Here is a 22,012-nt window from a genome sequence, read left to right as displayed (position 1 = left end):
TGTACACGACCGGGGAGGTTGTGCGGAGATCCGCCGCGAAGATGGCGGACGCGGCCTTCAGGACCTCGTTGGCGCGCCGCAGTTCCTCCACCTCGTGGCGCAGCCGGTGCAGCTCCTCGCGTTCGCGGACGGACAGCGGGCCCTCGGCGGGCGCACGGGGTACGCGCGGGGCACGGGAGACCGGGACCGCGGGCTCGGCGGGCCGGGTGGGGCGCAGCTGCCCGGGGGCGGGCTGCGCCGGCACCCGGCCGGGGCGTCTCGGATGGTCGGACACGGTGCCGAGGGCTTCCAGTTCCTTGCTCAGCCGGTACCAGTGCCGCGACCAGGTGGCGGTGTCGCCGTCGCAGGCGGCGACGTACGCGAGGGTGACCTTCAGTGAGGGCTTGTGCAGCCCGCGCGCGGCCTCGGAGAGGGTGGCGACCGAGTAGTGGGCGCGTTTCGACATGGTGCGGTAGGAGGGGTTGCCGGCATGGCGTCGGAGGGTGCGCAGTCCGTGCGCGAATTCCTCCAGCGGTCCTGCCGTGGGGTCGAGTAACCGCTCTGGCCTGGGCATGTTCCCCCCTGGGAAGTCGATCTTCTCGGTAGGAGTGCGCGCTCGGCGGGCCGTACAACGACGGCGGGCCGTATCCGGGCGCAGCGGGACAACCCTGCGGAGACTGACGTGGTCGGTGTACAACCTCCGACAGGGGCCACTTAGGGCATTGGTACATGTCGGTGACATATCGATCAAGTGAGCATCCAGGGATTCGAGCCACACAACGGAACTGTCGACCGATTTCCACCGTCCGCGCGAGACCCCGGGGCGTCGGCTCCTCCCCGCCCCACCCCACCGTTCCGCTTGCGTTCCGGATCCGTTCCGGACGGCGCCGGGTTGTACGGGGCGCATCAGGGTTGCGCCCTTGTACAACTTCCCCTCTCGTGTACAACTCCGCAGCTCTGCAAGATCGGTCCACGTCAGGTGAAACGGCCGAAACGGACGGGAATGGGTGGCGACGCGGTGGACACAGCACGCGGGCAGGCCGAGTCAGTACCGCCGGAGGGTGCGTACCAGTACCGGCGCGTCGAGCCGGTGGAGCCGGACTGGCGGCGTTTCCCCGGCTGGCGCGAGGTGAGCGAGGCCCAGTGGGCGGACCCGCAGTGGCAGCGCGCGCACTGCGTCAAGGACGCCAAGGGCCTGCGCGCGGTCGTCGGGGACCTGCTGGACGAGGAGTTCTACGCCGACTGGGAGCGGGACCGGCTGCACCGGGCGACGATGTCCGTGCTGCTGCCGCCGCACATGATCAACACGATCGCCCCGGACGCGGCCGGCGCCCGGCCGGGCGAGCTCACCAAGGCCTTCTACGACGATCCGGTACGGCGGTACATGCTGCCGGTGTTCTCCGACCGGCACCCCGAGTGGCCCTCGCACCCGATGGCCAGCCGGGATTCCCTGCACGAGCAGGACATGTGGGTGGTGGAGGGGCTGACCCACCGCTACCCGACGAAGGTGCTGGCCGAGCTGCTGTCGACCTGCCCGCAGTACTGCGGGCACTGCACGCGGATGGACCTGGTGGGCAATTCCACGCCCCAGGTCACCAAGAGCAGGCTGACGCTCAGGCCGGCGGACCGGGCCGAGCGGATCCTGGCCCACTTACGGGGCTCCCCCGGCATCCGCGACGTCGTGGTGTCCGGCGGGGACCTCGCCAATCTGCCCTGGCCGCGGCTGGAGAGCTTCCTGTCCGGCCTGCTGGAGATCGACTCGATCCGGGACGTCCGGCTGGCCAGCAAGGCGCTCGTCGGGCTGCCGCAGTACTGGAGCTCCGCGCCGGTGCTGGACGGGATCGCCCGGATCAGTGAGCTGGCCCGGGCGCGCGGGGTGCAGATCGCCCTGCACACGCACGCCAACGCGGCCCAGCAGGTGACCCCGCTGGTCGCCGGGGCGGCCCGCGCCCTGCTCGCGGCCGGCCTGCGCGACGTACGCAACCAGGGGGTCCTGATGCGCGGGGTCAACGACAGCGCGCACGAGCTGCTGGACCTGTGCTTCGCGCTCACCGACCACGGGGGCATCACGCCCTACTACTTCTACATGTGCGACATGATCCCCAACGCCGAGCACTGGCGAGTCCCGCTGCACCGGGCGCAGTTGATCCAGCGTCAGATCATGGGCTATCTCCCCGGGTTCGCCACCCCGCGCATCGTGTGCGACGTGCCGCTGGCCGGCAAGCGGTGGGTGGACCAGACCGACGCCTACGACCGGGACCTGGGCATCTCCCACTGGAGCAAGAGCTATCTGACCCCGCTGGAGGCGGCGGCCCCGGACGCCCACAGCGGCTCGTACCACTACTACGACCCCATCGACACCCTGCCGCTCTCCGGGCAGCGGTGGTGGCGGGACACCCGTCAAGGGTAGAGAAGGGAGCAGGTCCACAGCCATGAGCAGTCTGCGTCCGCAGCGGGAAGAGCCTCCGGTCCTGGAGGAGTGGTACCGCCGGCACCTCGGCCCCGGCCTCCACGACATCAGCTCCAGCGGTGTCCATCCGTACACCTTCGCCGAGATACGCGACCTGTGCGGGATCCGCACCGAGGACCTGGACGCCGTCGTCATGGACGACAGCGTCTCCCAGGGCGGGGCGGGGATCCGCCAGGCGATCGCCGACCGCTACGCCGCCGGGGACGCCGACCGGGTCCTGGTCACGCACGGCTCCAGCGAGGCGATCGCGCTCACACTGGCCACCCTGCTGCGGCCGGGCGACCGGGTCGTGGTCCAGGAGGGCATCTACCACTCGCTGGGCCACTACCCCCGCGAGGCGGGGTGCGAGGTGGCGGTGCTGCCGGCGGCCGCCGTGCGGGACGGGGAGATCGACCCCGGCGTGCTGGACGCCCTGGTGACCTCGGGCACGGCCGCGGTCGTCGTGAACTTCCCGCACAACCCGAGCGGCGTCAGCCTCTCGCACCCCGGGCTGAAGGCGCTGGTGTCCAGGGCCGCCGAGGCCGGGGCGGTGCTGGTCTGGGACGCGGCGACCGCCGAGATCGCGCACCGCTGGGAGGTGCTGCCGGACCCCGGGACGCTCTACCCGCACACCGTCTCCTACGGGACGTACTCCAAGACGTTCGGACTGCCCGGCCTGCGGGTGGGCTGGGCCGTGGCGCCACCGGAGCTGCTGCGCGCCACGTTCCCGCTGCGCGACCGCACCACGCTGTTCCTCTCACCGCTGGTGGAGCTGATCGCCGAGCGGGCGATGCGCGCCGCCGACCGGCTGATCGGGCTGCGGGCGGCGGAGGCCGGGCGCAACCTGGACCTGCTGACGGCGTGGATGGCCGAGCACGAGGAACTGGTGCGCTGGACGCCGCCGGAGGGCGGGGTGTGCGCGCTGCCGGTGATCCGGGAACTGGAGCGGCCGGGCACGGCGCCGACGGCGGTGGAGGACCTCTGCCGCGAACTCCTCGCGCGGCACCGGACGCTGCTGGTGCCGGGCACCGCCTTCGGCGTGCCGCACGGGGTGCGGCTGGGCTTCGGCGGCCGCGAGGACGAGTTCCGCGCGGGGCTCACGGAGCTGTCCGCGTTCCTGCGGGCGCGCGGGGGCCGGGGATGAGCCCCGCGGACACCGCTCCCGCCGACGCCCCGGACACCGCGGCCGCGCAGGCCCGCGGCGCGGGCGCCGAAGCCACGGGTGCCGGAGCCACGGGCGCCGGCGGCCCGGACACCGACTTCCTCGCGCAGTGGGAGCGTTCGGTACGGCGGCACGCCGACGCCCCCGCCCTGGTGACCCCCGGGCGGGTGCTGAGCTACCGGGAGGTGGACCGGCTCACCGGCGCGTGGGCGGCCTCGTTCGCCGGGTGCGGCGCCGGGCCCGGGCAGATCGTGGGCCTGGCCTTCGGCGACCCGGCGCGGACGGTGCTGGGCATGCTCGCGGCGCTCAGGAGCGGGGCCGGGTTCACCGTGCTCGACGACCGGCTGCCCACCGCGGCCCGGACGGCCCTGGTACGCCGTACCGCGGCGGCCGTGTGGGCCGGCGACGGGGCGCACGCGCCGGACGGCGCGTACGTACCGGACGGCACGGCGGAGCCCGGGGACGGCCCGGCGCCGCATCACGCCGGTGCCGGCGACCTCGCCTACGTGCTGTTCACCTCGGGGTCCACCGGGCAGCCCAAGGGCACGGTGGTGGAACGCGGTTCGCTCGGGCGGTTCGCGGCGGCGGTCGCCGAGCGGCTGGAGCTGACCGCCGGGGACCGCTGGCTGCAAGTGGCCTCGCTCGGCTTCGACGTGGTCGTCGAGGAGGTCTTCCCGGCCCTGGCGAGCGGCGCGGCCGTGGTCTGCCGCGGCGACACCCGCGCCCTGGACGCCGAGGAACTGCACACGCTCATGGCGGACACCGGGACCACCGTGGTCGAACTGTCCACCCAGTACTGGCTGGAGTACGCCCGCTGGCTGGCCGCGGCCGGTCTGCTCACCCCGCCCCGGCTGCGCACGGTCGTGGTCGGCGGCGAGCGGATGGACCCGGAGCCGTACCGGCGGTGGCAGCGCCACCAGCCGGCCGCCCTCGCCCATGTCTACGGACTGACCGAATGCACCGTCAGCTCCACCTTCTACACGGGCCGGCTGCCCGACGGGGCCACCGAGGTGCCGCTGGGCCGTGCGCTGCGGGGCGTGGAGATCAGCGTACGGCGGGACGGCGCACCGGTGCCGGACGGCGAGACCGGGGAGATCCACATCGGCGGCCCGCTGGTCGCCCGGGGATTCCTGGACGACGCCGCCGCGACCGCGCGCCGCTTCGTACGCGACCCGCTCGCCGCCGATCCCACGGCCCGCGTGTACGTGACCGGCGACCTCGGCCGCATCGACGGGGACGGCCACCTGGTCTTCCTCGGCCGGGTGGACGACCAGATCAAGATCCGCGGCCACCGGCTGGAGCCGGCCCGGGTGGAGCGGGCCCTGTGCGAGGGCGCGGGCGTGGGGCAGGCGGTGGTCTTCCCCGACCCGGACACCGGCACGGCCCTGTGGGCGTTCACCGTGCCCGCCGACCCCCGCCAGGCCCCGCCGCCCGGGGAGGCCGTACGGCTGACCGGCCCGGACCGGGACGCGCTGGTGGCACGGCTGGCCGCGGCCCTGCCCGACTGGGCGGTGCCCCGGGTGATCCACCAGGTGTCCGTCCTGCCCAAGAACCCGCACGGCAAGGTCGACAAGCGCCTGCTGGCCCGCTGGGCGGCGACCGTGGGCACGGCGACCGCCGCACCCGGCGAGAAGCCCGGCGAGGAACCCGGCCGGGAGCCCGGCGAGGCCCCCGCCGAGGAGCCGCTGCGCACGGTGCTCGGCCACTTCCGCGAGGTCCTGCGGGCCCCCGCCCTCGGCCCCGACGACAACTTCTTCGACCACGGCGGCCAGTCCCTGCTGGCCATGCGCCTGCTCGCGCAGCTACGGGCGGCCCTGCCGGCCGCCGCGTCCCTGCGCGCGAGCGCCCTCTTCTCCTCCCCCACCCCGCGGCTGCTGAGCCGGGCGCTCACCGCCGCCGCGGCCCCGCCGGGGCGCTGAGCTGAACCAGCGCCCGCACCAGTGGCGGCTGCTCCACCCATCAGGTCACTCTTCCCACGTAACGAGAGCTGGCATGTCGAACCTCACCACGACCGCGTACACCCTTTCCGCCGACGAAGCGGCCGCCACCGAGGACCTGAGCCTCGAACTGGCCCGCGCCTACCCCTCCTTCGGGGACCCCGTCCTGCTGCGCGACCTGCCGCGCCTCGCGGCCCGGCTGCCGCTCGGAGTCCAACACTTCCTGCGCGAGTTCCAGCTCGCCGACCGCGACGGCCACGCGGTGATCCGCGGCCACCGGTTCGACCAGGAGCGGATCGGCGCCACCCCCGAGCACTGGCGCGGCCGCGGCCGGCCCGGACCGGAGTTCCCCGAGGAGCTGGTCCTGATGCTCTACGCGGCGCTGCTGGGCGAGCCGTTCGGCTGGGCCACCCAGCAGGACGGCCACCTGGTCCACGACATCTTCCCGATCCGCCAGCACGAGAACGACCAGCTCGGGATGGGCAGCAAGGAGCTGCTGACCTGGCACACCGAGGACGCCTTCCACCCGTACCGCAGCGACTACCTGATCCTGGGCGCGCTGCGCAATCCCGACCACGTGCCCACCACGGTCGGCGAGCTGGACCTGTCCTCGCTGTCGGCGGAGGACCTCGGCATCCTCTTCGAGCCGCGCTTCCACATCGCTCCCGACGAGTCGCACCTGCCGAAGAACAACACCATCGCGAGCGAGGAGGAGGCGGCCCGGTTCGCGACCATCCAGAAGATGATCGACGAGCGCCCGCTGGGGCCGCTGCTCTACGGCTCCCGCCTCGACCCGTACATGCGCCTGGACCCGTACTTCACCTCGGTGCCCGAGGACGACCCGGACGCGCAGCGCGCCTACGACGCCCTGTTCAAGGTGGTCGACGCCGGGATGCGGGAGGTCGTCGCCGACGAGGGCGACGTGCTGTTCATCGACAACCACCGCGCCGTGCACGGCCGGCTGCCGTTCACCGCGCGCTACGACGGCACCGACCGCTGGCTCAAGCGGGTCTGCGTCACCGCCGACCTGCGGCGCTCGCGGGAGATGCGGGCGAGCTCCGCCTCCCGGCTGCTCGGCTGAGCCGGCGGTGTCCCTCACGCTCACCGACCTGTCCCGGGATCCGTGGCTGCTGCCCGAGGTGGACCGGCTGATCGGGTCGAACATGCCGGAGTTCATGGGCTGGGAGTCCCCCGGCAACTGGCGCTGGCACGGCATGTACGAGCAGTACCCCGGCCACCAGCTGTGCCTGGTGACCGGGGACGGGCAGCTGGTGGCGGCCGCCAACGGGGTGCCGGTCGCCTGGGACGGCACGCCCGGCGGGCTGCCGTCCGGCACCGACGAGGTCCTGGTCGAGGCCGTCGACCAGGGCCCGCCGCAGCGCCCGGACGCGGTGTGCATGCTGTCGGTCTCGGTGGCCCCCGGGCACCGGGCGGCCGGCCACGCCGAACGTCTGCTGACCGCCGTGCGCGAGGCCGCCGCCGGGAGTTGCCCGCGCGGGGTGGTCATCCCGGTCCGGCCGACGCGCAAGCACCGCTACCCGCTGATCCCGATCGAGCGGTACGCGGCCTGGCGGCGCCCGGACGGCAGCTGCTTCGACCCGTGGCTGCGCACCCATCTGGGGCTGGGCGCCCGGCAGCTCGGCATCGCCGCCGAGTCCCTGGTGATCCGTCAGCCGGCCGCCCGCTGGGAGGCCGTGCTGGGCCATCCGCTGCCGGGGCCCGGCGACTACCCGCTGGCCGGCGCGCTGGTCCCGCTGCGGGTGGCCGAGGACGGCCACGGGACGTACGCCGAGCCGAACGTCTGGGTCCACCACGCGCCCTGAGGCCGCCGCGCCGCTCCCCGCTCCCCCCGCTCTCCCCGCTCTCCCCGCTCCTCCGCTCCCCAGCGCTCCACCGCTCCGGATCCACCACCCCCTCGACGTCACGAACCCTGGAGAACCCATGCCTCCCGTACGCCTTGCGATCGTCGGGTGCGGCGCCGCCGCGCGCGGCTGCCACCTGCCCGCCCTGCCCCCGCTCAAGGGGGACGTGCAGCTGACCGCGCTCGTGGACCGCGATCCGCGCCAGGCCGAGGCCGCGCTCGCCCTCTACCGCGAACTGGGCGGCGCGGCCGCCGACCAGGTGGTGATCGCCACCGACCCGGCGGACGCCGCCGACGCCTTCGACGCGGCCGTGGTCGTCGTCCCGCACACCCTGCACGCCGAGACGGTCGAGTCGCTGCTGGCCGCCGGCAAGCACGTGCTGCTGGAGAAGCCGATGACCACCTCGGTCGAGGACGCCCGCAAACTGGCCGAGTCCGCCGCCCGCGACCCGCGCACCGTGCTGGCCATGGCCCACCCGCGCCGTCTCTTCCCCGCCTACGCCTGGGTGCGCCGCCTGATCCGCGACGGCGAGCTGGGCACGGTGCTCAAGGTCGAGTGGTCCGAGGGCCACCCGTACGCGTGGGAGCCGGTGTCCTGGTCGATGTTCGACCGCCGGCTCGCGGGCGGCGGCGTGCTCACCGACACCGGTTCGCACGTCTTCGACACCCTGCTGTGGTGGCTCGGCCCCGAGGTCGAGGTGGTGTCGTACGAGGACAACGCGCTCGGCGGCGTCGAGACGGACTCCTCGGCCCATCTGCGCTTCGGCTCGGTCGACGTGTTCACCGACTTCAGCCGGCTGCGCGACCTCGGCATCTCCTGCACGGTCACCGGCACCGAGGCGACCGTCACCATAGGCACCGACTTCCCCGCCGGCGAGTGCACGCTGATCACCGCCGAGGGCAAGGAGCTGCACCGCGGCGACGTCGAGGCCGTGGCCCCGGCGCAGGACGAGTGGGAGCTGCTCTTCACCGAGCAGCTCGCCAACTTCGCGGCCGCCTGCCGCGGGACGGCCGCCGTGCACTCCGGGCCCGAGGACGGGGTCCGCGTGGTCGAGCTGATCCAGGAGTGCTACGGCGAGGCCACCCGCCGGCCCGAGCCGCAGCCGTGGACCACCCGGTCGGCAGGAGAGCCGCGCGCGCTGGGCGGCCGTACCGTCGCGGTGACCGGGGCGAGCGGATTCATCGGCGGGCGGCTGGTGGAGCAGCTGGCGCTGACGACGGACGCGCGGATCCGGCCCGTGGTGCGCGGCTTCGGCCGGGCGGCGCGGCTGTCGGTGCTGCCGCAGGAGCGCATCGGGTTCCGGCGCGGCGACCTGCTGGACACCGCGAGCCTGCGGGAGGCCTTCGAGGGCTGCGACGTGGTCGTGCACTGCGCGTTCGGCAGCGACGGCGACGAGGACGCGCGCTGGGCGGCCACCGTCCAGGGCACGGCGAACGTGCTGGCCGCCGCCCGGGACGCGGGCGTGCGCCGGGTGGTGCACGTCAGCACCGTCGACGTGTACGACGCCGCGCTCGCCGGCGCGTTCACCGAGGAGGCGGCCGGCCGGGCCGCCGACCCGGCGGACCGCGAGTACGAGCAGCAGAAGCTGGCCGCCGAGCAGCTGGTGCTGGCCGCCCACGGCGCGGACCTGGAGACGGTGGTCCTGCAGCCGGGCGTGGTCTACGGGCCGTGGGCCGGGCAGTGGACCACCGCCCAGCTCCAGCGCCCGGCCGCCGACTTCGCGGAGCTCCCGGCGGGCGAGGGCGGCGGCGCGTGCAACGCGGTGTACGTCGACGACCTGGTGGACGCGGCGCTGCTGGCGGTCACCGCCGAGGGCGTGGGCGGCGAGCGCTTCCTGATCGGCCACGGCGAACCGCTCACCTGGGGCGCGTACTTCGACGCGATCCGGGCGCTGCGGCACCTGGGCGCGCCGGAGCCGGGCGCGGGCGGCGGCGCGGTCCCGGACTGGGAGCTGGAGCTCTACCGCTCCACGGCCCGGGCCCGGTTCGGCAAGGCGGCCGAGCGGCTGGGCTTCGAGGCGTCGGTGGGCTTCGCCGAGGGCGTCGCCCTGACCACCCGATGGGCGGCCTGGGCCGGGCTGGCCCCGGCGGGCGGGGCCGGCGGGGAGAGCCGCGGATGAGCGGGGTCACCGATGTGCTGGTGGTCGCGCCGCACCCCGACGACGACGTGATCGGGTGCGGCGGGTCCATCGCCAAGCACGTGCGCGACGGCGCCCGGGTGACCGTGGTGATCGTCATCGGCCGGGAGCGTTCCGCGCTCGACGACGCGGTCACGGACGCCGAGTTCGCCGCCGAGACCGAGGCCGCGGCCAAGACCCTCGGCGTGCACCGGTGCGTACGTCTCGACGAGCCCTCCCGCGACTTCGCGCTCACCCGCCGGGTGCACCTGGACCTCGTCCGGGTGATGCGGGAGGTCCGGCCGCAGGTGGTGTACCTGCCGCACGACAACGACGACGACGTCGAGCACCGGATGGTGCACCAGCTGACCACCGAGGCGCTGTGGATGGCGCAGTCGGAGTTCTTCCAGGAGGCCGGGGCGCGGCCCATGCCGGCGCCGCGGCTGGTGCTCGGCTACGAGGTGTGGGCGCCGATGGCCCGGTTCCAGTACGCCGAGGACATCGGCGGGCAGATCGAGACGAAGGTCGAGGCGATGCGCGCTTACGTCTCGCAGCTGCGGCACGCCGCCTGGGACGAGGGCATCCGGGGGCTGGCCCGCTACCGGGGCGCGATCGCCTCGGGTTCGGGGCACGCCGAGGTGTTCCAGGTGATCGGCCTCACCGGCGGCGCGCACACGGTGGCGGGGCCGGGAGGTGGTGGGTCGTGATCGACCGGGTCCTGGTCTGCGGTCTGGGCACGGGCATGGACCACTCGCTGGCCGGACTGCGGGCCATGCGGCTGGAGGTGGTGGTGGCCACGGACCGCCCCACCGCCCGCGTCCGGGCGGCCGCCGACACCCTGCTGGTGTGCGATCCGAACGACACGGTGGCGGTGCTGTCGGAGCTCGCGGCGGCGGGGATCGACCGGCTGGACGGGGTGTTCTCCCTGGGCGCGGACAACCCTCCGGTGGTCAGCGCGGTGGCGCGCCGCTTCGGGTGCCCCGGGCTGCCCCTGGAGACGGCCCTGGACTGCACCCTGAAGGACCGCCGGCTGGCGATCCTGCGCCGGGCGGGGCTGGAGCTGCCCCGGCACGCGGTGGCGGAGGACGTGGCGGAGGCGGTGCGGGCCGTCGCGGCGACCGGCCTGCCGGCCGTGATCAAACCCTGCGACCAGACCGGTTCGCTGGGCGTGATGAAGGTGGAATCGGCCGAGCGGGTACGGGAGATCGCGGCGGAGGCGCTGCGGCTGAGCCCGGCCGGCCGGATCGTCGTCGAGGAGTTCCTGGAGGGCACCGAGCACACGCTCGCCGCCTTCCTGGCCGGCGGTGAGTTCCATCTGATCGGCTTCGCCGACCGCGAGTACGGGCGCAAGGAGGAGTTCGCCCCGTACTTCTTCGAGGGCGGCGACACCCTGCCCAGCCGGCTCGCCCCGGAGCAGATCGAGGAGATCGCCGACACCGTACGGCGTGGCGCGCAGGCGCTGCGGCTGGACCCGGCGGTGATCAATACGGACATCCTGCGGACCCGGGACGGCCGGGTGGTGCTCCTGGAGATCACCTGCCGGCTGACCGGCGCCCGGATCGCCACCGAGGTGATGCGGCTGGCCACCGGTGTGGACCCGCTGCCCAACGTGGTCCGGCTCGCGCTCGGCCGCCCGCTGGAGCCGGCCGAGCTGGTACCGACCCGCGCCGGCGCGGCCGTCCAGCGGTTCGTGCCGGCCGACGGCGGGGTCGTGGAGTGGGTCGGCAACCCGCAGGACGTGGCCCGGCGGGCCGGTGTGCACGACGTGTTCTGGGGCACGGAGCTCGCGCCCGGGACGGTCCTGCCGCCGTACACCGGCGGGTCCGACGTACTCGCCGGGGTGATCGCGTACGCCCCGGACCTGGCGGAGGCCGAGGCGGTGGCGAGGCGCGTGCTGGCCGCGCTGCCGATCCGCTTCAAGGACCCGACCCCGTGACCACCGACAGCGCCGACACGGCGGAGACGAAGGAGGAGCCGATGGCCACCGAGCTGGTGGACGAGGCGGAGGTCGACAAGGGCATCGCGCGGACGGGTGTGGTCATCGCGCTCCGCGACGACCTGCGGATCGCCGACTGCATCGACTCGATCGACGAGGACGTGGAGATCGTGCTCGCCCTCAACGGGCCGAGCGACGCCATCAGGAAACTGATCGCGGAACACCCGAGGCCCCTCACGGTCACCGAGATCGAGGACGTGGGCAACCTGGGGGCGGCCTACAACGCGGGGGCCGCCGCGACCGACAAGCAGTACCTGCTGCTGATGGACTCCGACTGCACCTTCGCCCCGGGCGTGGTGCGCATGATGGTGCGGGCGGTGCTCACCGAGCCGGTGGTCAAGGGGCAGGTGGTGTACGGGGAGTCGGAGGGGCTGCTGAGCCGGCTCACCGCGCGGGTACGGGAGTTCGACGAGGGCGACTACGTCAGCGCGCTGTCGCCGCCGCTCATCTACAACCGGGCGATCGTCGACCACATCGGCGGCTACCACTTCGACGAGCTGATCCACTGGTGCGAGGACCGGGAGTTCGACTTCCGGCTCCAGTTGGCCGGGATCCCGGTGGTGTACCTGCCGCAGGCGCGGATCTTCCACGACGCGCAGCACGGCTTCGCGAACATGCGCAGCTACTTCCGCTACGGCGTGGGCGAGGGCATCGCCCAGGAGACCGGGGTGTTCACCACCCCGGCCGTGCCGGTGGCGTGGCGGCTGTTCGAGGCCTCCCGCACCCTGGTGCACTGCGCGCGGGACAAGGGGGTGGGCGCGGCGGCGTACTACGCGCTGCTGAAGGCCGCGTTCCACACGGGTACGGCGCACCACCTGCTCAACGACCCGTACCGGGTGCGGAAGCGCTATCCGGCGGCGGCCAAGCGCGCGTGGATGGTGCGCTCGATCCCGCAGCACAGCACCCGGCTGACACCGGCCCAGCTGCGGCGGCTGCGGCGGGCGCACTGGGAGGCCGGGCGGAAGATCGAGAAGATCCGCGACCTGTCGGTCTTCCACCCGGACAGCGTCCGCTCAGCCGGTGACGGGCCGGGCGCCGGGCCCGGTGCCGAGCCGCGGCAGCAGCAGGCGTGAGGGGTGGTCGCCACCATGGTGCACGGTGTGGTGCGCGACCACCCGCGGGTGCACGTCGAAGCGGGGCGCGTTGCTGCCGGCGATCTCCAGCCGGACGGCGTGACCGGGGCGGAAGACGTGCCCGACCGCGCCGAGCACGACCTCGACCGTCACGGGCCGGCCGGGGCCGGTCGCCCCGGCCGCCCCGGTCGCCCCGGTCGCCCCCGGGCCGGGGGCGGCCGGGAGTCGGCGGATGCCGTCGCAGAGGATCTCCGCCCGGCCGCCGGGGTGGACGTCGACGAGCTTCGCGGTCACGTCGGCACCGGCCGCGTCCGGTGTGACGTACGCCGTGAGCCGGACCTCGCCGATCACCGTGAGCGGGGCGGTGAGGGCCGGGGTCGTGAAGCACAGGACGTCGGGCCGCCGTTCGACCTCGCGTTGGTCGAGGGGGCCGCAGTCGCCGCCGACGAACTGGCCGGGCAGGGCGGTGGCACCCCCCGTGGTGGGGACCGGGTCGGCCGGGTCGTGGCGGACCGCGTGGGCGCCGGCACCGGACGGGGCGCCCGCGTCGGTGAGCGCGCCGCCGGCGTCCAGGTGCAGGACGTACGGCCCGGTGCCGCCGACGGGCCAGTCGGGGAAGGTGTGCCACCGGTCAGCCCCGGTGAGGAACAGCCGGACGCGGCCCGGGCCCGGGTCGGCGGGCCGGCGGCGGACATGGCGGTCGAAGTGGGCGAGGTGGAGGCCGGTGACGTCCACCTCCTGTTCGTCGGCGGCGACCCCGTAGCGCCGCTGCGGAAAGACTCCGTCCCGCACGCAATGGGACCAGGGTCCGACGACGAGTTCCGTCTCCACGCCTTCGGCGCGCATTTCCCGGTAATTCTCCAGGGCGCCGGCGAGGAATATGTCGTACCAGCCGGTGATGTGGAGTGCGGGAGCCTTCGTCTCGGCATAGGATTCCCGCGGCGCGGAACGCCTCCAATAAGCGTCCCCGGTGGGATGCTCCCGCCATCGGCGGTAATACGGGGCCAGCCGGTCCAGCAGGGCGGCGGCCCGCTCCGGTTCGCGGTAGAGGTCGTCGATCCGGTCGACGGCGCCGGCCACCTCGCGGGCGGCGGTGGCGTCGAGGCCGGCGCCGGAGAGCAGCAGGTCGTAGAGCACCCAGTACAGGACGAAGCCGAGCTGGAACGCGCCGCCCTGGTACGTCCAGCCCTCGTCGAATCCGGAACCGGCCACGTGGGGCGCCACCGCGCGCAGCCCGTCGGGCTGCCGGGAGGCGGCGAGCAGGGCGGCCATGCCCTCGTAGGACCGGCCGAACAGGCCCGCGGTGCCGTCGCACCAGGCCTGGCCGGTGGCCCAGGCCACGGTGTCGGCGCCGTCGTCGGCCTCGTGCCAGTACGGGTCGAAGGCGCCGCCGGAGCCGAACCGGCCGCGCACGTCCTGCACCAGCAGGGCGTATCCGGCGCGCACCATCCGCAGGCCGTCCACCGAGGCTCCGCCGGGATTTCCGGATTTTCCGTAGGGAGTGCGCCGGATGAGAACGGGAACCGGTGCGGAGGTGTCCGGCCTATAGAGGTCCGCCGTCAATAAGACGCCGTCCCGCACGGGTATTTTCAGGTCGTGTTCCACAATGATACGCACCCGCCCATATTCCATCAGAACAAGGAAATTGACAATGAGCTCCGCCGTCATCGCCTTTCTGGAACCCTTCTTCGCGACCGCCCGTGACGATCCCGGGCGGCCGGCCGTCGTCGACAACGGACTGGTGGTCGGCTACGGCACGCTGGCGCAGTGGGCGCTCGACGTGGCCGGGGCGATCGAACCGGCGGAGCCCGCCGGACCGGACGGCCCCGGCGGCGCGGGGGGATGGCAGCCGCCGGTCGGTGTCGTCGTGCACCACTCGGCCCGCGATGTCGCGGCCATGCTCGGGGTCCTGGCGGCCGGCCGGGCGTACGTGCCGCTGGAGGCCGGGTACCCGGCGGCGCGGCTGGCCGCGACCCTGGAACGGGTCGGCTGCCGCGAGGCGGTGGCCACCGCCGAGGACGGCTGGCAGCCGCCGGTGGCGAAGGTGGTCCGGCCGCGCTGGACCCCGGCCCACGGCCCGGTGCGCGGCGGCGCCGTGCCGGCCGGGCCCGCGGACCCGGCGTACGTGCTGTTCACCTCGGGCTCCACCGGGGAGCCCAAGGGGGTGGTGGTGCCGCACCGGGCACTGGGGGCGGTCGTACCCGAGCTGCGCAGCCTGTACGGGGTCGACGCGGACGCGACCGTGCTGCACTTCCACGGGGCGGGCGGCGACACCAGCCTGGAGGAGATCCTGCCGACGCTGACGGCCGGCGCCACGCTGGTCGTCGACGACGCGGCGCGCGAGCGGTTCGCCGCCGTGGTGGAGGACCAGGAGGTGTCGGTCGCGGTGCTGCCGACGGGTTTCTGGAACACGCTGGTCTCGGATCTGCTGCACGGGGGCGGGGAGTTGCCGCGGTGCCTGCGGACGCTGGTGATCGGCGGTGAGGCGGTCCGCGCCGACATGCTGGAACGCTGGCACCGGCTGCCGGGCGCGGCCGGGATCCGGCTGCTGAACACGTACGGGTCGACGGAGACGGCGCTGGTCACGCACGCGATCGAGCTGGCCGGGCCGGACGTGGCGGCGCCGCCCACGATCGGCGGGGACCTGCCGATCGGCTTCCCGCTGCCGCACGTGGGCCAACGGGTGGACGACAGCGGTGAGTTGCACGTGTCCGGGGAGAGCCTGGCGCTGGGGTACCACGGCATGCCCGAGGCGACCGCCGCCCGGTTCGCCACGTCGGACGGCGTCCGCTGGTACCGCACCGGGGACCTGGTGGGCACCGCGCCCGGCGGGGCCCTGGTCTTCCGGGGGCGCGGCGACCACCAGGTGAAGATCCGCGGCCACCGGGTCGACCTGCTCGACGTGGAGGCGCTGATCGGGGCGTGCGAGGGGGTCGCCGCCGTGGCGGCCGCCCGGGTGGAGGGTCCCACCCACACCTCGCTGGCCGCCTTCTTCGTCCCCGTGCCGGGGCGGCCGGGGCAGGAGGCGGCGGACCGGATCCGGGCCGAACTGGCGCTGGTGGCACCGCCGCACATGGTGCCCAGCCGGATCGTCGCGGTCGCCGCGCTGGAGCAGACGCACACCGGCAAGGTCGACCGGAACGCGACCCGCGACCGCCACCTCGGCGGGGCGGCGGTGGCCCGGTGACCCAGGACACGCATCCTCGGCAGGACCCGGACCGGCGCGCCGCGCGGGAGGAACTCGCCGCTTACGTTTCGGAGTTGCTCGGGGTCGAGCTCGACCCCGGGTCCGCGCGGCCGGACGAGAGCGGCTGGGACTTCCTGGTGACGCACATCCGCGCCCGGGACGGTGCGTGGTGGATCCTGCGGGAGCCGCGGCGCCCGGAGGCGGTGCGCCGGCTGGAGCGGGAGGAGGCGGTGCTGGCCGCCGTACGGGACCGGATGCCCGTACCCGTACCGGACTGGCGGCTGCGGACGCCCCGGCTGGTCGCCTATCCCCGGCTGCCCGGGGAGCCGGCCGGCACCGAGGACCAGGACCTTCTCGTCTACCGCTGGGCGATCGATCCGCTCGCCCATCCGGACGGCTATCTGGGGCCGCTGGCACGGGCGTTGGCGACGGTGCACAGCACCGCGGCCGCCCTCCCCGCCACGACGCCCGGGGAGCTGCGCACGGCGGTCGCGGACAAGCTGGCGCGCGCCCGCACCGAGCTGCGGCTGCCGGGGCCGCGCACCCGGCGCTGGCAGGCCTGGCTGGACGACGACGAGCTGTGGCCCGACCGGCTCGTCCTGGTCCACGGTGACGTCCACCCCGGACACACCCTCGTGGAACGGCCGTTGTCCGGTCCGCCGCGCCTGTCGGGGCTGCTGGACTGGGCGAACGCGGGGGTCGGGGACCCGGCCGCCGACTTCGTCGACCTGCTGTACGCGGGCGGGCCGCCGGTGCTGGACCGGCTGCTCGACGCCTACCGGGACGCGGGCGGCGAGGTCCGGCCGGGGATGCGGGCGCACATCCTGGCCCGCGCCTCGTTCCTGTGGGTGCACGTGGCCCTGCGCGGTCTGGACACCGGCCGCCCGGCATGGGTGGAGACCGCGATGAGCAGGATCGCCGGATGAGCGCGGGGCGAGGGGGCCGGGTAGCGCCGGGGCCGGGCCCGGTGACCGGGCGGACCCCGGGCGGGATCCGGTACGCGGTCCACGGCACCGGTGAGCCCGTGGTCCTGGTGGCGGGCGGCGGCGGGTCCGGCGCGATCTGGGAGGCCCGCCAGGTGCCCGCGTTCACCGCGGCCGGCCACCAGGTGATCACCTTCGACCACCGGGCGCCCGGCAGCGCGTCCGCCTCCGCCTCCGCCTCCGCCTCCGCCGAGGATCTCGCGGACGACGTACGGGAGGTGACGGCCGCGCTGGACCTGCCGCCCTGCCGGCTGGTGGGCCACTCCTTCGGCGCCCTCGCCGTGCAGGAGCTGCTGCTGGCCGACCCGTCCGCGGCCACGGCCGCGGTGCTCGCCGCCACCCGCGGCCGGCCCGACACGGTGGGCGACGCGCTGGCCCGGGCCGAACGGGCGGCGGCGGAGCGGGACCTGCGGCTCCCGGCGGCGTACGAGGCCGTCGTCCGCATGACCCAGAACCTCTCCCCCAGGACCCTGGCGGACGAGGCGGCGGCCGAGGAATGGCTGGACCTTTTCGAGCTGTCGGCGCTCTCGGGCGGCCCCGCCGTGCGCCCGGTGCGGCCGCTGACGCGCAACCGGCTGCCCGCGTACGCGGCGATCACCGCCCCGGTGCTGGTGGTCGGCTTCGCGGACGATCTGCTGGCGCCCGCGCGGCTGGGCCGGGAGGTGGCCGCGGCGGTGCCCGGCGGCCGCTACCTGGAGCTGGCGGACTGCGGCCATCTCGGCTTCCTGGAACGGCCCGAGGCCTTCAACGAGGCCGTCCTCACCTTCTTCGAGACGACCCCCACGGGAGACCCCCATGCCCTCTGACCCCACCCTGCGGCCCGACGGGGTCCGTGTCGTGCACGTCGACGAAGACCCGCCCGCGGCCTGGTCGGCCGCGGTGTACCTGTGCGGCCCGACGCCCACCGACCCGCGCGAGACGTCCTGGCGGCCGGCGGCCGTGGCCGCGCTGCGCGAGCGGTGGACGGGCGGGGGCACCCTCGCGGTGTTCGTCCCCGAGCCGTCGCCCGGCGGCCACTACCCGGCGTACGCCGACCAGATCGGCTGGGAGGAGGAGGCGATGCGGCTGTCCGACGTGGTCGTCTTCTGGATCCCGCGCGACATGGCCCGGCTGCCCGGACTCGTCTCCAACATCAAGTGGGGCACGTGGTGCGGCTCGGGCCGGGCGGTGCTGGGCGCGCCGCCCGCCGCCGAACGGATGGAGTACCTGCTGCACTTCGCCGACGCGCTCGCCGTGCCGGTGGCGCGGACGGTCGAGGAGACCGTACGGGTGGCCCTGGACCGGGTCGGAACGGGCGTGCCCCGGGCCGGCGGGGAGCGGGCCGTACCGCTGCCGGTGTGGCGGACCGGGCCGTTCCGGCGGTGGTACGGGGAACGGACGGCGGCCGGGGACCGGCTGCTGGACGCCCGCGTCGAGTGGTTCGGCGGGGCGGGGGCGCAGGCCGGGGCGGAGGCGGCCGAGTGGCTGCTCACCGTGACGGTGGCGCCCGCGGACGGCGCCGCCCCGGCCGTCACGCGGCTGCTGGCGGCTCAGGGGCAGGGCATGCTCATGTAGAGGGCGTGCTCGCCGGCCGAGGGCGTGCCCTCGTAGAGCGCGGTGTCCAGTCCGCAGAAGGCGAAGCCCATCCGGCGGTAGGCGTGGATGGCGGGGGCGTTGATGCTGGTGACCTCCAGCCAGATGTGGCCGGCGCCGCACTCGCGCGCGAACTCCACGGCGTGCCCCATCAGGGCGCGTCCGACGCCCCGGCCGCGGTGGGCGGGCGCGACCTCGATGTCCTCGATGGTCAGCCGCCGGTTCCACGGCGCGTAGGAGACGGCGCAGAACCCGGCGAGCGCGTCCCCGTCGAGGGCGACGAAGGTCCGCGCGCCGGGGTCCTCGTCGTCGCCCGCCTCGTCGTCTCCGTCGTCTTCGGGCTCCTCCTCGGGGAACACCTTGTGGACCGGCGGGTCCACCGCCTCCTCACGGATCCCGAACCCGTCCTCGCCCACGGTCACCCGGAACACGGAGTGCGTGGTGAAGGACCCGTCGAGTGCCTCGATGGCCTTCCCGTCCTCGGGCCGGGCCAACCGGTACACGAGGGGCATGTCGTCAGCATTGGTCATGACACGACCGTACGACCGGCCGGAGACCCGTTGATCGACTTTCGGCCGCGGCGCCGGCTCAGCGGTGGGTCAGGAGAGGGGCGGCAGAGGGTGGTGCCACCTCTTGCCACTCTCAACATATAGCGCACAGGGGGGCTTGCGGCAAGGCCCCGGTGATCACGCAGAATCTCGGCTCGACGACATCGACAGCCGAAAGTTGATGATTTTGAACCCTGTCACCACCAGCGCGTTCGACCTTCCCGGGCACCTCTCCCCCAAGGCCGACCCGGCGCTGATCGCCCGGGACGAGCAGCACTTCGCGGCTCTCGGGCACAGCCTCCGGCAGGCGATCGCCGAACTGTCCGGCCGGCTCGACGAGCTGCGCCGGGCGCCCGGTGGCGCGGGCCGGGAGGCGATGGACCGGGACGCGGAGATCCACCGGGTGACCGCCCGGCTGCGGACCCTGCGGCGTTTCGGGCTGGACCTGTGCCTCGGACGCATCGTCGGCGCGGACGACCCCGAGCCGGTCTACATCGGACGGCTCGGCCTCACCGACGGCGACGGCCGCCGGCTGCTGATCGACTGGCGCTCTCCCGCGGCCGAGCCGTTCTTCGCCGCCACCCACGCCCGCCCGATGGGCCTCGCGAGCCGCCGCCGCTACCGCTGGACCCGTGGCCGGATCGGCGACTACTGGGACGAGGTGTTCACGGCCGACGGGTTCGAGGGACACGCGGCACTCGACGACCAGTCCGCCTTCATCGCCAGCCTCGGCGGCAACCGCTCGCCCCGGATGCGCGACGTGCTCGGCACCATCCAGGCCGACCAGGACGCCATCATCCGCGCGGGCTCGCGCGGTGCGCTCGTCGTCGACGGCGGCCCGGGTACGGGCAAGACCGTCGTCGCCCTGCACCGCACCGCCCACCTGCTGTACTCCGACCCGCGCCTGGGCCACCGCCGCGGCGGCGTGCTGTTCGTCGGCCCGCACCAGCCGTACCTGAACTACGTCGCGGACGTGCTGCCCAGCCTCGGCGAGGAGGGGGTGCGGACCTGCACCGTACGGGACCTCGTCGCCGAAGGGGCCGACGCGCCCGTGGAGAGCGATCCGCGGGTGGCGCGCCTGAAGGCGTCCGCGGACATGGTGAAGGCCGTCGAGAAGGCCGTCCGGATCTACGAGGAGCCGCCCACGGAGGCGATGACCGTCTCGACGCCATGGGCCGACGTACGGCTGAGCGCCGACGACTGGGCCGAGGCGTTCGAGGCGGCGGCCGGGACCCCGCACAACGAGGCCCGCGAACTGATCCGGGAGGAACTGGCCACGATCCTGCTGGACAAGTGCGACGAGGAGGACGTGCCGCCCGACATGTTCCGCAGGTCGCTGCGGCACGACGAGGAGCTGGTCGGGGCGCTCGACCGGGCGTGGCCGCTGCTGGAGGCGGCCGACCTGGTCGGCGACCTGTGGACGGTGCCCGCCTACCTGCGCCTGTGCGCTCCCTGGCTGGCCCCGGACGAGGTGCGCGCGCTCCAGCGCGCGGACGCCCCGCACGCGTGGACGGTGTCGGACCTGCCCCTGCTGGACGCGGCGCGGCAGCGGCTCGGCGACCCCGGGGCCGCCCGGCGCCGGCGGGCGCGCGAGGCCGCCGTGGCCGCGGAACGCGAGCGGATGGCCCTGGTCATCGACGAGATCCTGTCCGCCGCCGACTTCGCCTCGGCCGGTGACGACAGCGAGGGCGCGGTGCGGATGCTGCGCGGGAAGGACCTCCAGGACAGCCTGGTCGACGAGGGCGCCCTGCCCGCAGCGGACCTGGACCGGCTCGCCGGTCCGTTCGCGCACATCGTCGTGGACGAGGCCCAGGAACTGACCGACGCGGAGTGGCAGATGCTGCTGCTGCGCTGTCCCTCACGGAGCTTCACCATCGTCGGGGACCGCGCCCAGGCCCGGCACGGGTTCACGGAGTCGTGGCGGGAACGGCTGGAGCGGATCGGGCTCGACCGGATCGAGATGGCCTCCCTGAGCATCAACTACCGGACACCGGCGGAGGTGATGGCGCAGGCCGAGCCGGTCATCCGGGCCGCGCTGCCGGACGCCAACGTGCCCACGTCCGTCCGCGCCGGCGGGGTGCCCGTCGGCCACGGGTCGGCCGCGGACCTGGACGCGGTCCTCGCCGAGTGGCTGGCCGCGCACGCCGAGGGGACCGCCTGCGTCATCGGCGATCCCTCCTTCCGGGGCACCTCCCGCGTCCGGTCGCTGACCCCGTCGCTGGCGAAGGGCCTCGAATTCGACCTGGTCGTCCTGGTCGACCCGGACAGCTTCGGCGAGGGCGTCGAAGGCGCGGTCGACACCTACGTCGCCATGACGCGGGCGACCCAGCGGCTCGTCGTCCTCACGAGCCCGTGACGCACGGTGCGGGGCGCGCCGGACCGGCCGTCGCGGGCCCGGCGCGCCCGGCACGCCCCGGCCTACGGGGGCGGTGACGTGGGGGCGGGGTCGCCCGCGATCCGGACGGTGCTCATGATCCGCATCATGAGCTCGTCGCTCACGGCGCCGGGCACACCCGTCCTGCCGTGGAAGTCCCAGGCGACGAAGTCGCCCTTGGAGTTCCGGAAGCCGAAGGCGATCGACCGGCCCTCCCCGTCGCACTTGGTGATCTTCCTGGCGCCCTCGGAACGCGCCGTGACGTAACTGCCCTTGATGCCGGACCGGGTGGTGTACCGCTTCGGTTTGTCCCACGTGACGGCGCTCTTGTCCGGCTGGGTGTACGCGCCGTAGACCCAGGCCGTCGCGGTCTTCTGCGCGACCTCGTCGGTGTCCTTGGCGCCCTCGGCCCCCTTGGTGCCGGTGGCGGCGAGCCGGACGTCCTCGGTCCTGCCGTCGCCGTTCGCGTCGGCGCTGCACCACTTGGACTTGAAGTGCGCCGGCGCCGTGTGCCCGATGACCGGCTTGTCCGGATCCGCGTGGTCGGCGTAACCGCTGAACACGTCGGGCGAGAGGACCTCCCAGTCGGCGGGGACGTCGAACGCCGTCCCGTACGTGGGGTTGACCACGACCTTCCAGCCCGCGATCGTCGGCTTCACCTGGCCCGGGTTGACGGGGCCGGAGGGCGGTGCGGCCGCCTCGGGCGTGCCGTCGTCGTCCCGGAGGACGACGACCCCCGTGACCGCTGCGGCGGCGAGCACGACGGTCGCCACG

At 74.5% G+C, this 22,012-nt stretch carries 17 protein-coding genes and 1 pseudogene; 14 read left to right on the top strand and 4 right to left on the bottom strand.

What is annotated here, in order from left to right; all coding sequences use genetic code 11:
* Positions 1–31: 31 nt before the first annotated feature.
* A pseudogene (locus ACIPXB_RS10125) lies at positions 32–136 on the bottom strand (XRE family transcriptional regulator); the annotation flags it as partial.
* Between the two features lie 861 nt (positions 137–997).
* Between ACIPXB_RS10125 and ACIPXB_RS10120 the strand changes: the two are divergent.
* The 9 genes from ACIPXB_RS10120 (at position 998) to ACIPXB_RS10080 (ending at position 12,574) form a co-directional block, all read left to right on the top strand.
* Entirely contained in the window at positions 998–2,389 is a 1,392-nt protein-coding gene (locus ACIPXB_RS10120; protein ID WP_401447022.1) for a KamA family radical SAM protein, read from the top strand.
* A 22-nt stretch (positions 2,390–2,411) separates the two neighbouring features.
* Positions 2,412–3,572, top strand: a complete 1,161-nt coding sequence (gene vioD, locus ACIPXB_RS10115; RefSeq protein ID WP_401447020.1) for a capreomycidine synthase — start codon at positions 2,412–2,414, stop codon at positions 3,570–3,572.
* Positions 3,569–5,509, top strand: a complete 1,941-nt coding sequence (locus tag ACIPXB_RS10110; protein WP_401447017.1) for a non-ribosomal peptide synthetase — start codon at positions 3,569–3,571, stop codon at positions 5,507–5,509. Before vioD ends, ACIPXB_RS10110 begins: the two co-directional genes overlap by 4 nt.
* A gap of 73 nt (positions 5,510–5,582) precedes the next feature.
* Complete coding sequence (gene vioC, locus ACIPXB_RS10105; RefSeq protein ID WP_401447015.1) at positions 5,583–6,608, top strand: arginine beta-hydroxylase, Fe(II)/alpha-ketoglutarate-dependent; 1,026 nt, start codon at positions 5,583–5,585, stop codon at positions 6,606–6,608.
* Positions 6,609–6,615: 7 nt separating this feature from the next.
* Positions 6,616–7,350, top strand: a complete 735-nt coding sequence (locus tag ACIPXB_RS10100; protein ID WP_401447013.1) for a hypothetical protein — start codon at positions 6,616–6,618, stop codon at positions 7,348–7,350.
* Positions 7,351–7,468: 118 nt separating this feature from the next.
* Complete coding sequence (locus ACIPXB_RS10095; protein WP_401447011.1) at positions 7,469–9,508, top strand: NAD-dependent epimerase/dehydratase family protein; 2,040 nt, start codon at positions 7,469–7,471, stop codon at positions 9,506–9,508.
* The gene (locus ACIPXB_RS10090) at positions 9,505–10,212 is read left to right on the top strand and encodes a PIG-L deacetylase family protein (protein WP_401447010.1); all 708 of its coding nucleotides are present in this window, start codon (positions 9,505–9,507) and stop codon (positions 10,210–10,212) included. Before ACIPXB_RS10095 ends, ACIPXB_RS10090 begins: the two co-directional genes overlap by 4 nt.
* Complete coding sequence (locus ACIPXB_RS10085; protein WP_401447007.1) at positions 10,209–11,441, top strand: ATP-grasp domain-containing protein; 1,233 nt, start codon at positions 10,209–10,211, stop codon at positions 11,439–11,441. Before ACIPXB_RS10090 ends, ACIPXB_RS10085 begins: the two co-directional genes overlap by 4 nt.
* On the top strand, positions 11,438–12,574 hold the full coding sequence (locus tag ACIPXB_RS10080; protein WP_401447005.1) for a glycosyltransferase: 1,137 nt from the start codon (positions 11,438–11,440) through the stop codon (positions 12,572–12,574). Before ACIPXB_RS10085 ends, ACIPXB_RS10080 begins: the two co-directional genes overlap by 4 nt.
* On the opposite strand, the gene ACIPXB_RS10075 is transcribed toward ACIPXB_RS10080, so the two are convergent.
* Positions 12,515–14,191: a CocE/NonD family hydrolase gene (locus ACIPXB_RS10075; protein WP_401447003.1), complete on the bottom strand. Its 1,677-nt coding sequence runs from the start codon at positions 14,189–14,191 to the stop codon at positions 12,515–12,517. The genes ACIPXB_RS10080 and ACIPXB_RS10075 overlap by 60 nt on opposite strands.
* Positions 14,192–14,225: 34 nt before the next feature.
* On the opposite strand from ACIPXB_RS10075, the gene ACIPXB_RS10070 reads away from it, so the two are divergent.
* The 4 genes from ACIPXB_RS10070 (at position 14,226) to ACIPXB_RS10055 (ending at position 18,298) form a co-directional block, all read left to right on the top strand.
* Entirely contained in the window at positions 14,226–15,761 is a 1,536-nt protein-coding gene (locus tag ACIPXB_RS10070; protein ID WP_401447000.1) for an AMP-binding protein, read from the top strand.
* A 74-nt stretch (positions 15,762–15,835) separates the two neighbouring features.
* Positions 15,836–16,687, top strand: a complete 852-nt coding sequence (locus ACIPXB_RS10065; protein ID WP_401446997.1) for a macrolide 2'-phosphotransferase — start codon at positions 15,836–15,838, stop codon at positions 16,685–16,687.
* The gene (locus ACIPXB_RS10060; protein ID WP_401446995.1) at positions 16,684–17,550 is read left to right on the top strand and encodes an alpha/beta fold hydrolase; all 867 of its coding nucleotides are present in this window, start codon (positions 16,684–16,686) and stop codon (positions 17,548–17,550) included. The genes ACIPXB_RS10065 and ACIPXB_RS10060 overlap by 4 nt, the downstream gene beginning before the upstream one ends.
* Complete coding sequence (locus ACIPXB_RS10055) at positions 17,540–18,298, top strand: nucleoside 2-deoxyribosyltransferase domain-containing protein (protein ID WP_401446992.1); 759 nt, start codon at positions 17,540–17,542, stop codon at positions 18,296–18,298. Before ACIPXB_RS10060 ends, ACIPXB_RS10055 begins: the two co-directional genes overlap by 11 nt.
* Here the strand turns inward: ACIPXB_RS10055 and ACIPXB_RS10050 are convergent.
* Positions 18,274–18,846 carry a GNAT family N-acetyltransferase gene (locus ACIPXB_RS10050; protein WP_401446991.1) on the bottom strand — a complete coding sequence of 191 codons (573 nt, stop codon included), beginning with the start codon at positions 18,844–18,846 and terminating at the stop codon, positions 18,274–18,276. The two genes, ACIPXB_RS10055 and ACIPXB_RS10050, sit on opposite strands and share 25 nt — an antisense overlap.
* Before the next feature lie 205 nt (positions 18,847–19,051).
* Between ACIPXB_RS10050 and helR the strand changes: the two genes are divergently transcribed.
* Entirely contained in the window at positions 19,052–21,220 is a 2,169-nt protein-coding gene (gene helR, locus ACIPXB_RS10045) for an RNA polymerase recycling motor ATPase HelR (protein ID WP_401447180.1), read from the top strand.
* 62 nt (positions 21,221–21,282) lie between these two features.
* Here the strand turns inward: helR and ACIPXB_RS10040 are convergent, their stop codons facing one another.
* Positions 21,283–22,011 (bottom strand): hypothetical protein, encoded by a 729-nt coding sequence (locus ACIPXB_RS10040; RefSeq protein ID WP_401446989.1) that lies wholly within the window; start codon positions 22,009–22,011, stop codon positions 21,283–21,285.
* Position 22,012: the final 1 nt, after the last annotated feature.

This window comes from Streptomyces sp. NPDC090022, from assembly GCF_044748145.1.
GTDB lineage: Bacteria > Actinomycetota > Actinomycetes > Streptomycetales > Streptomycetaceae > Streptomyces.
The sequence above is the reverse complement of the archived record's forward strand: the minus strand, read 5'-3'. Positions and strand labels throughout refer to the sequence as shown.

What these genes read in the sequence shown, in the direction of transcription:
- ACIPXB_RS10095 (WP_401447011.1), top strand. Translation starts at nt 7,469, where the DNA reads ATGCCTCCCGTACGCCTTGCGATCGTCGGGTGCGGCGCCGCCGCGCGC.
- ACIPXB_RS10055 (WP_401446992.1), top strand. Translation starts at nt 17,540, where the DNA reads ATGCCCTCTGACCCCACCCTGCGGCCCGACGGGGTCCGTGTCGTGCAC.
- ACIPXB_RS10060 (WP_401446995.1), top strand. Translation starts at nt 16,684, where the DNA reads ATGAGCGCGGGGCGAGGGGGCCGGGTAGCGCCGGGGCCGGGCCCGGTG.
- ACIPXB_RS10090 (WP_401447010.1), top strand. Translation starts at nt 9,505, where the DNA reads ATGAGCGGGGTCACCGATGTGCTGGTGGTCGCGCCGCACCCCGACGAC.
- vioC (WP_401447015.1), top strand. Translation starts at nt 5,583, where the DNA reads ATGTCGAACCTCACCACGACCGCGTACACCCTTTCCGCCGACGAAGCG.
- ACIPXB_RS10070 (WP_401447000.1), top strand. Translation starts at nt 14,226, where the DNA reads ATGAGCTCCGCCGTCATCGCCTTTCTGGAACCCTTCTTCGCGACCGCC.
- ACIPXB_RS10050 (WP_401446991.1), bottom strand. Translation starts at nt 18,846, where the DNA reads ATGACCAATGCTGACGACATGCCCCTCGTGTACCGGTTGGCCCGGCCC.
- vioD (WP_401447020.1), top strand. Translation starts at nt 2,412, where the DNA reads ATGAGCAGTCTGCGTCCGCAGCGGGAAGAGCCTCCGGTCCTGGAGGAG.
- ACIPXB_RS10110 (WP_401447017.1), top strand. Translation starts at nt 3,569, where the DNA reads ATGAGCCCCGCGGACACCGCTCCCGCCGACGCCCCGGACACCGCGGCC.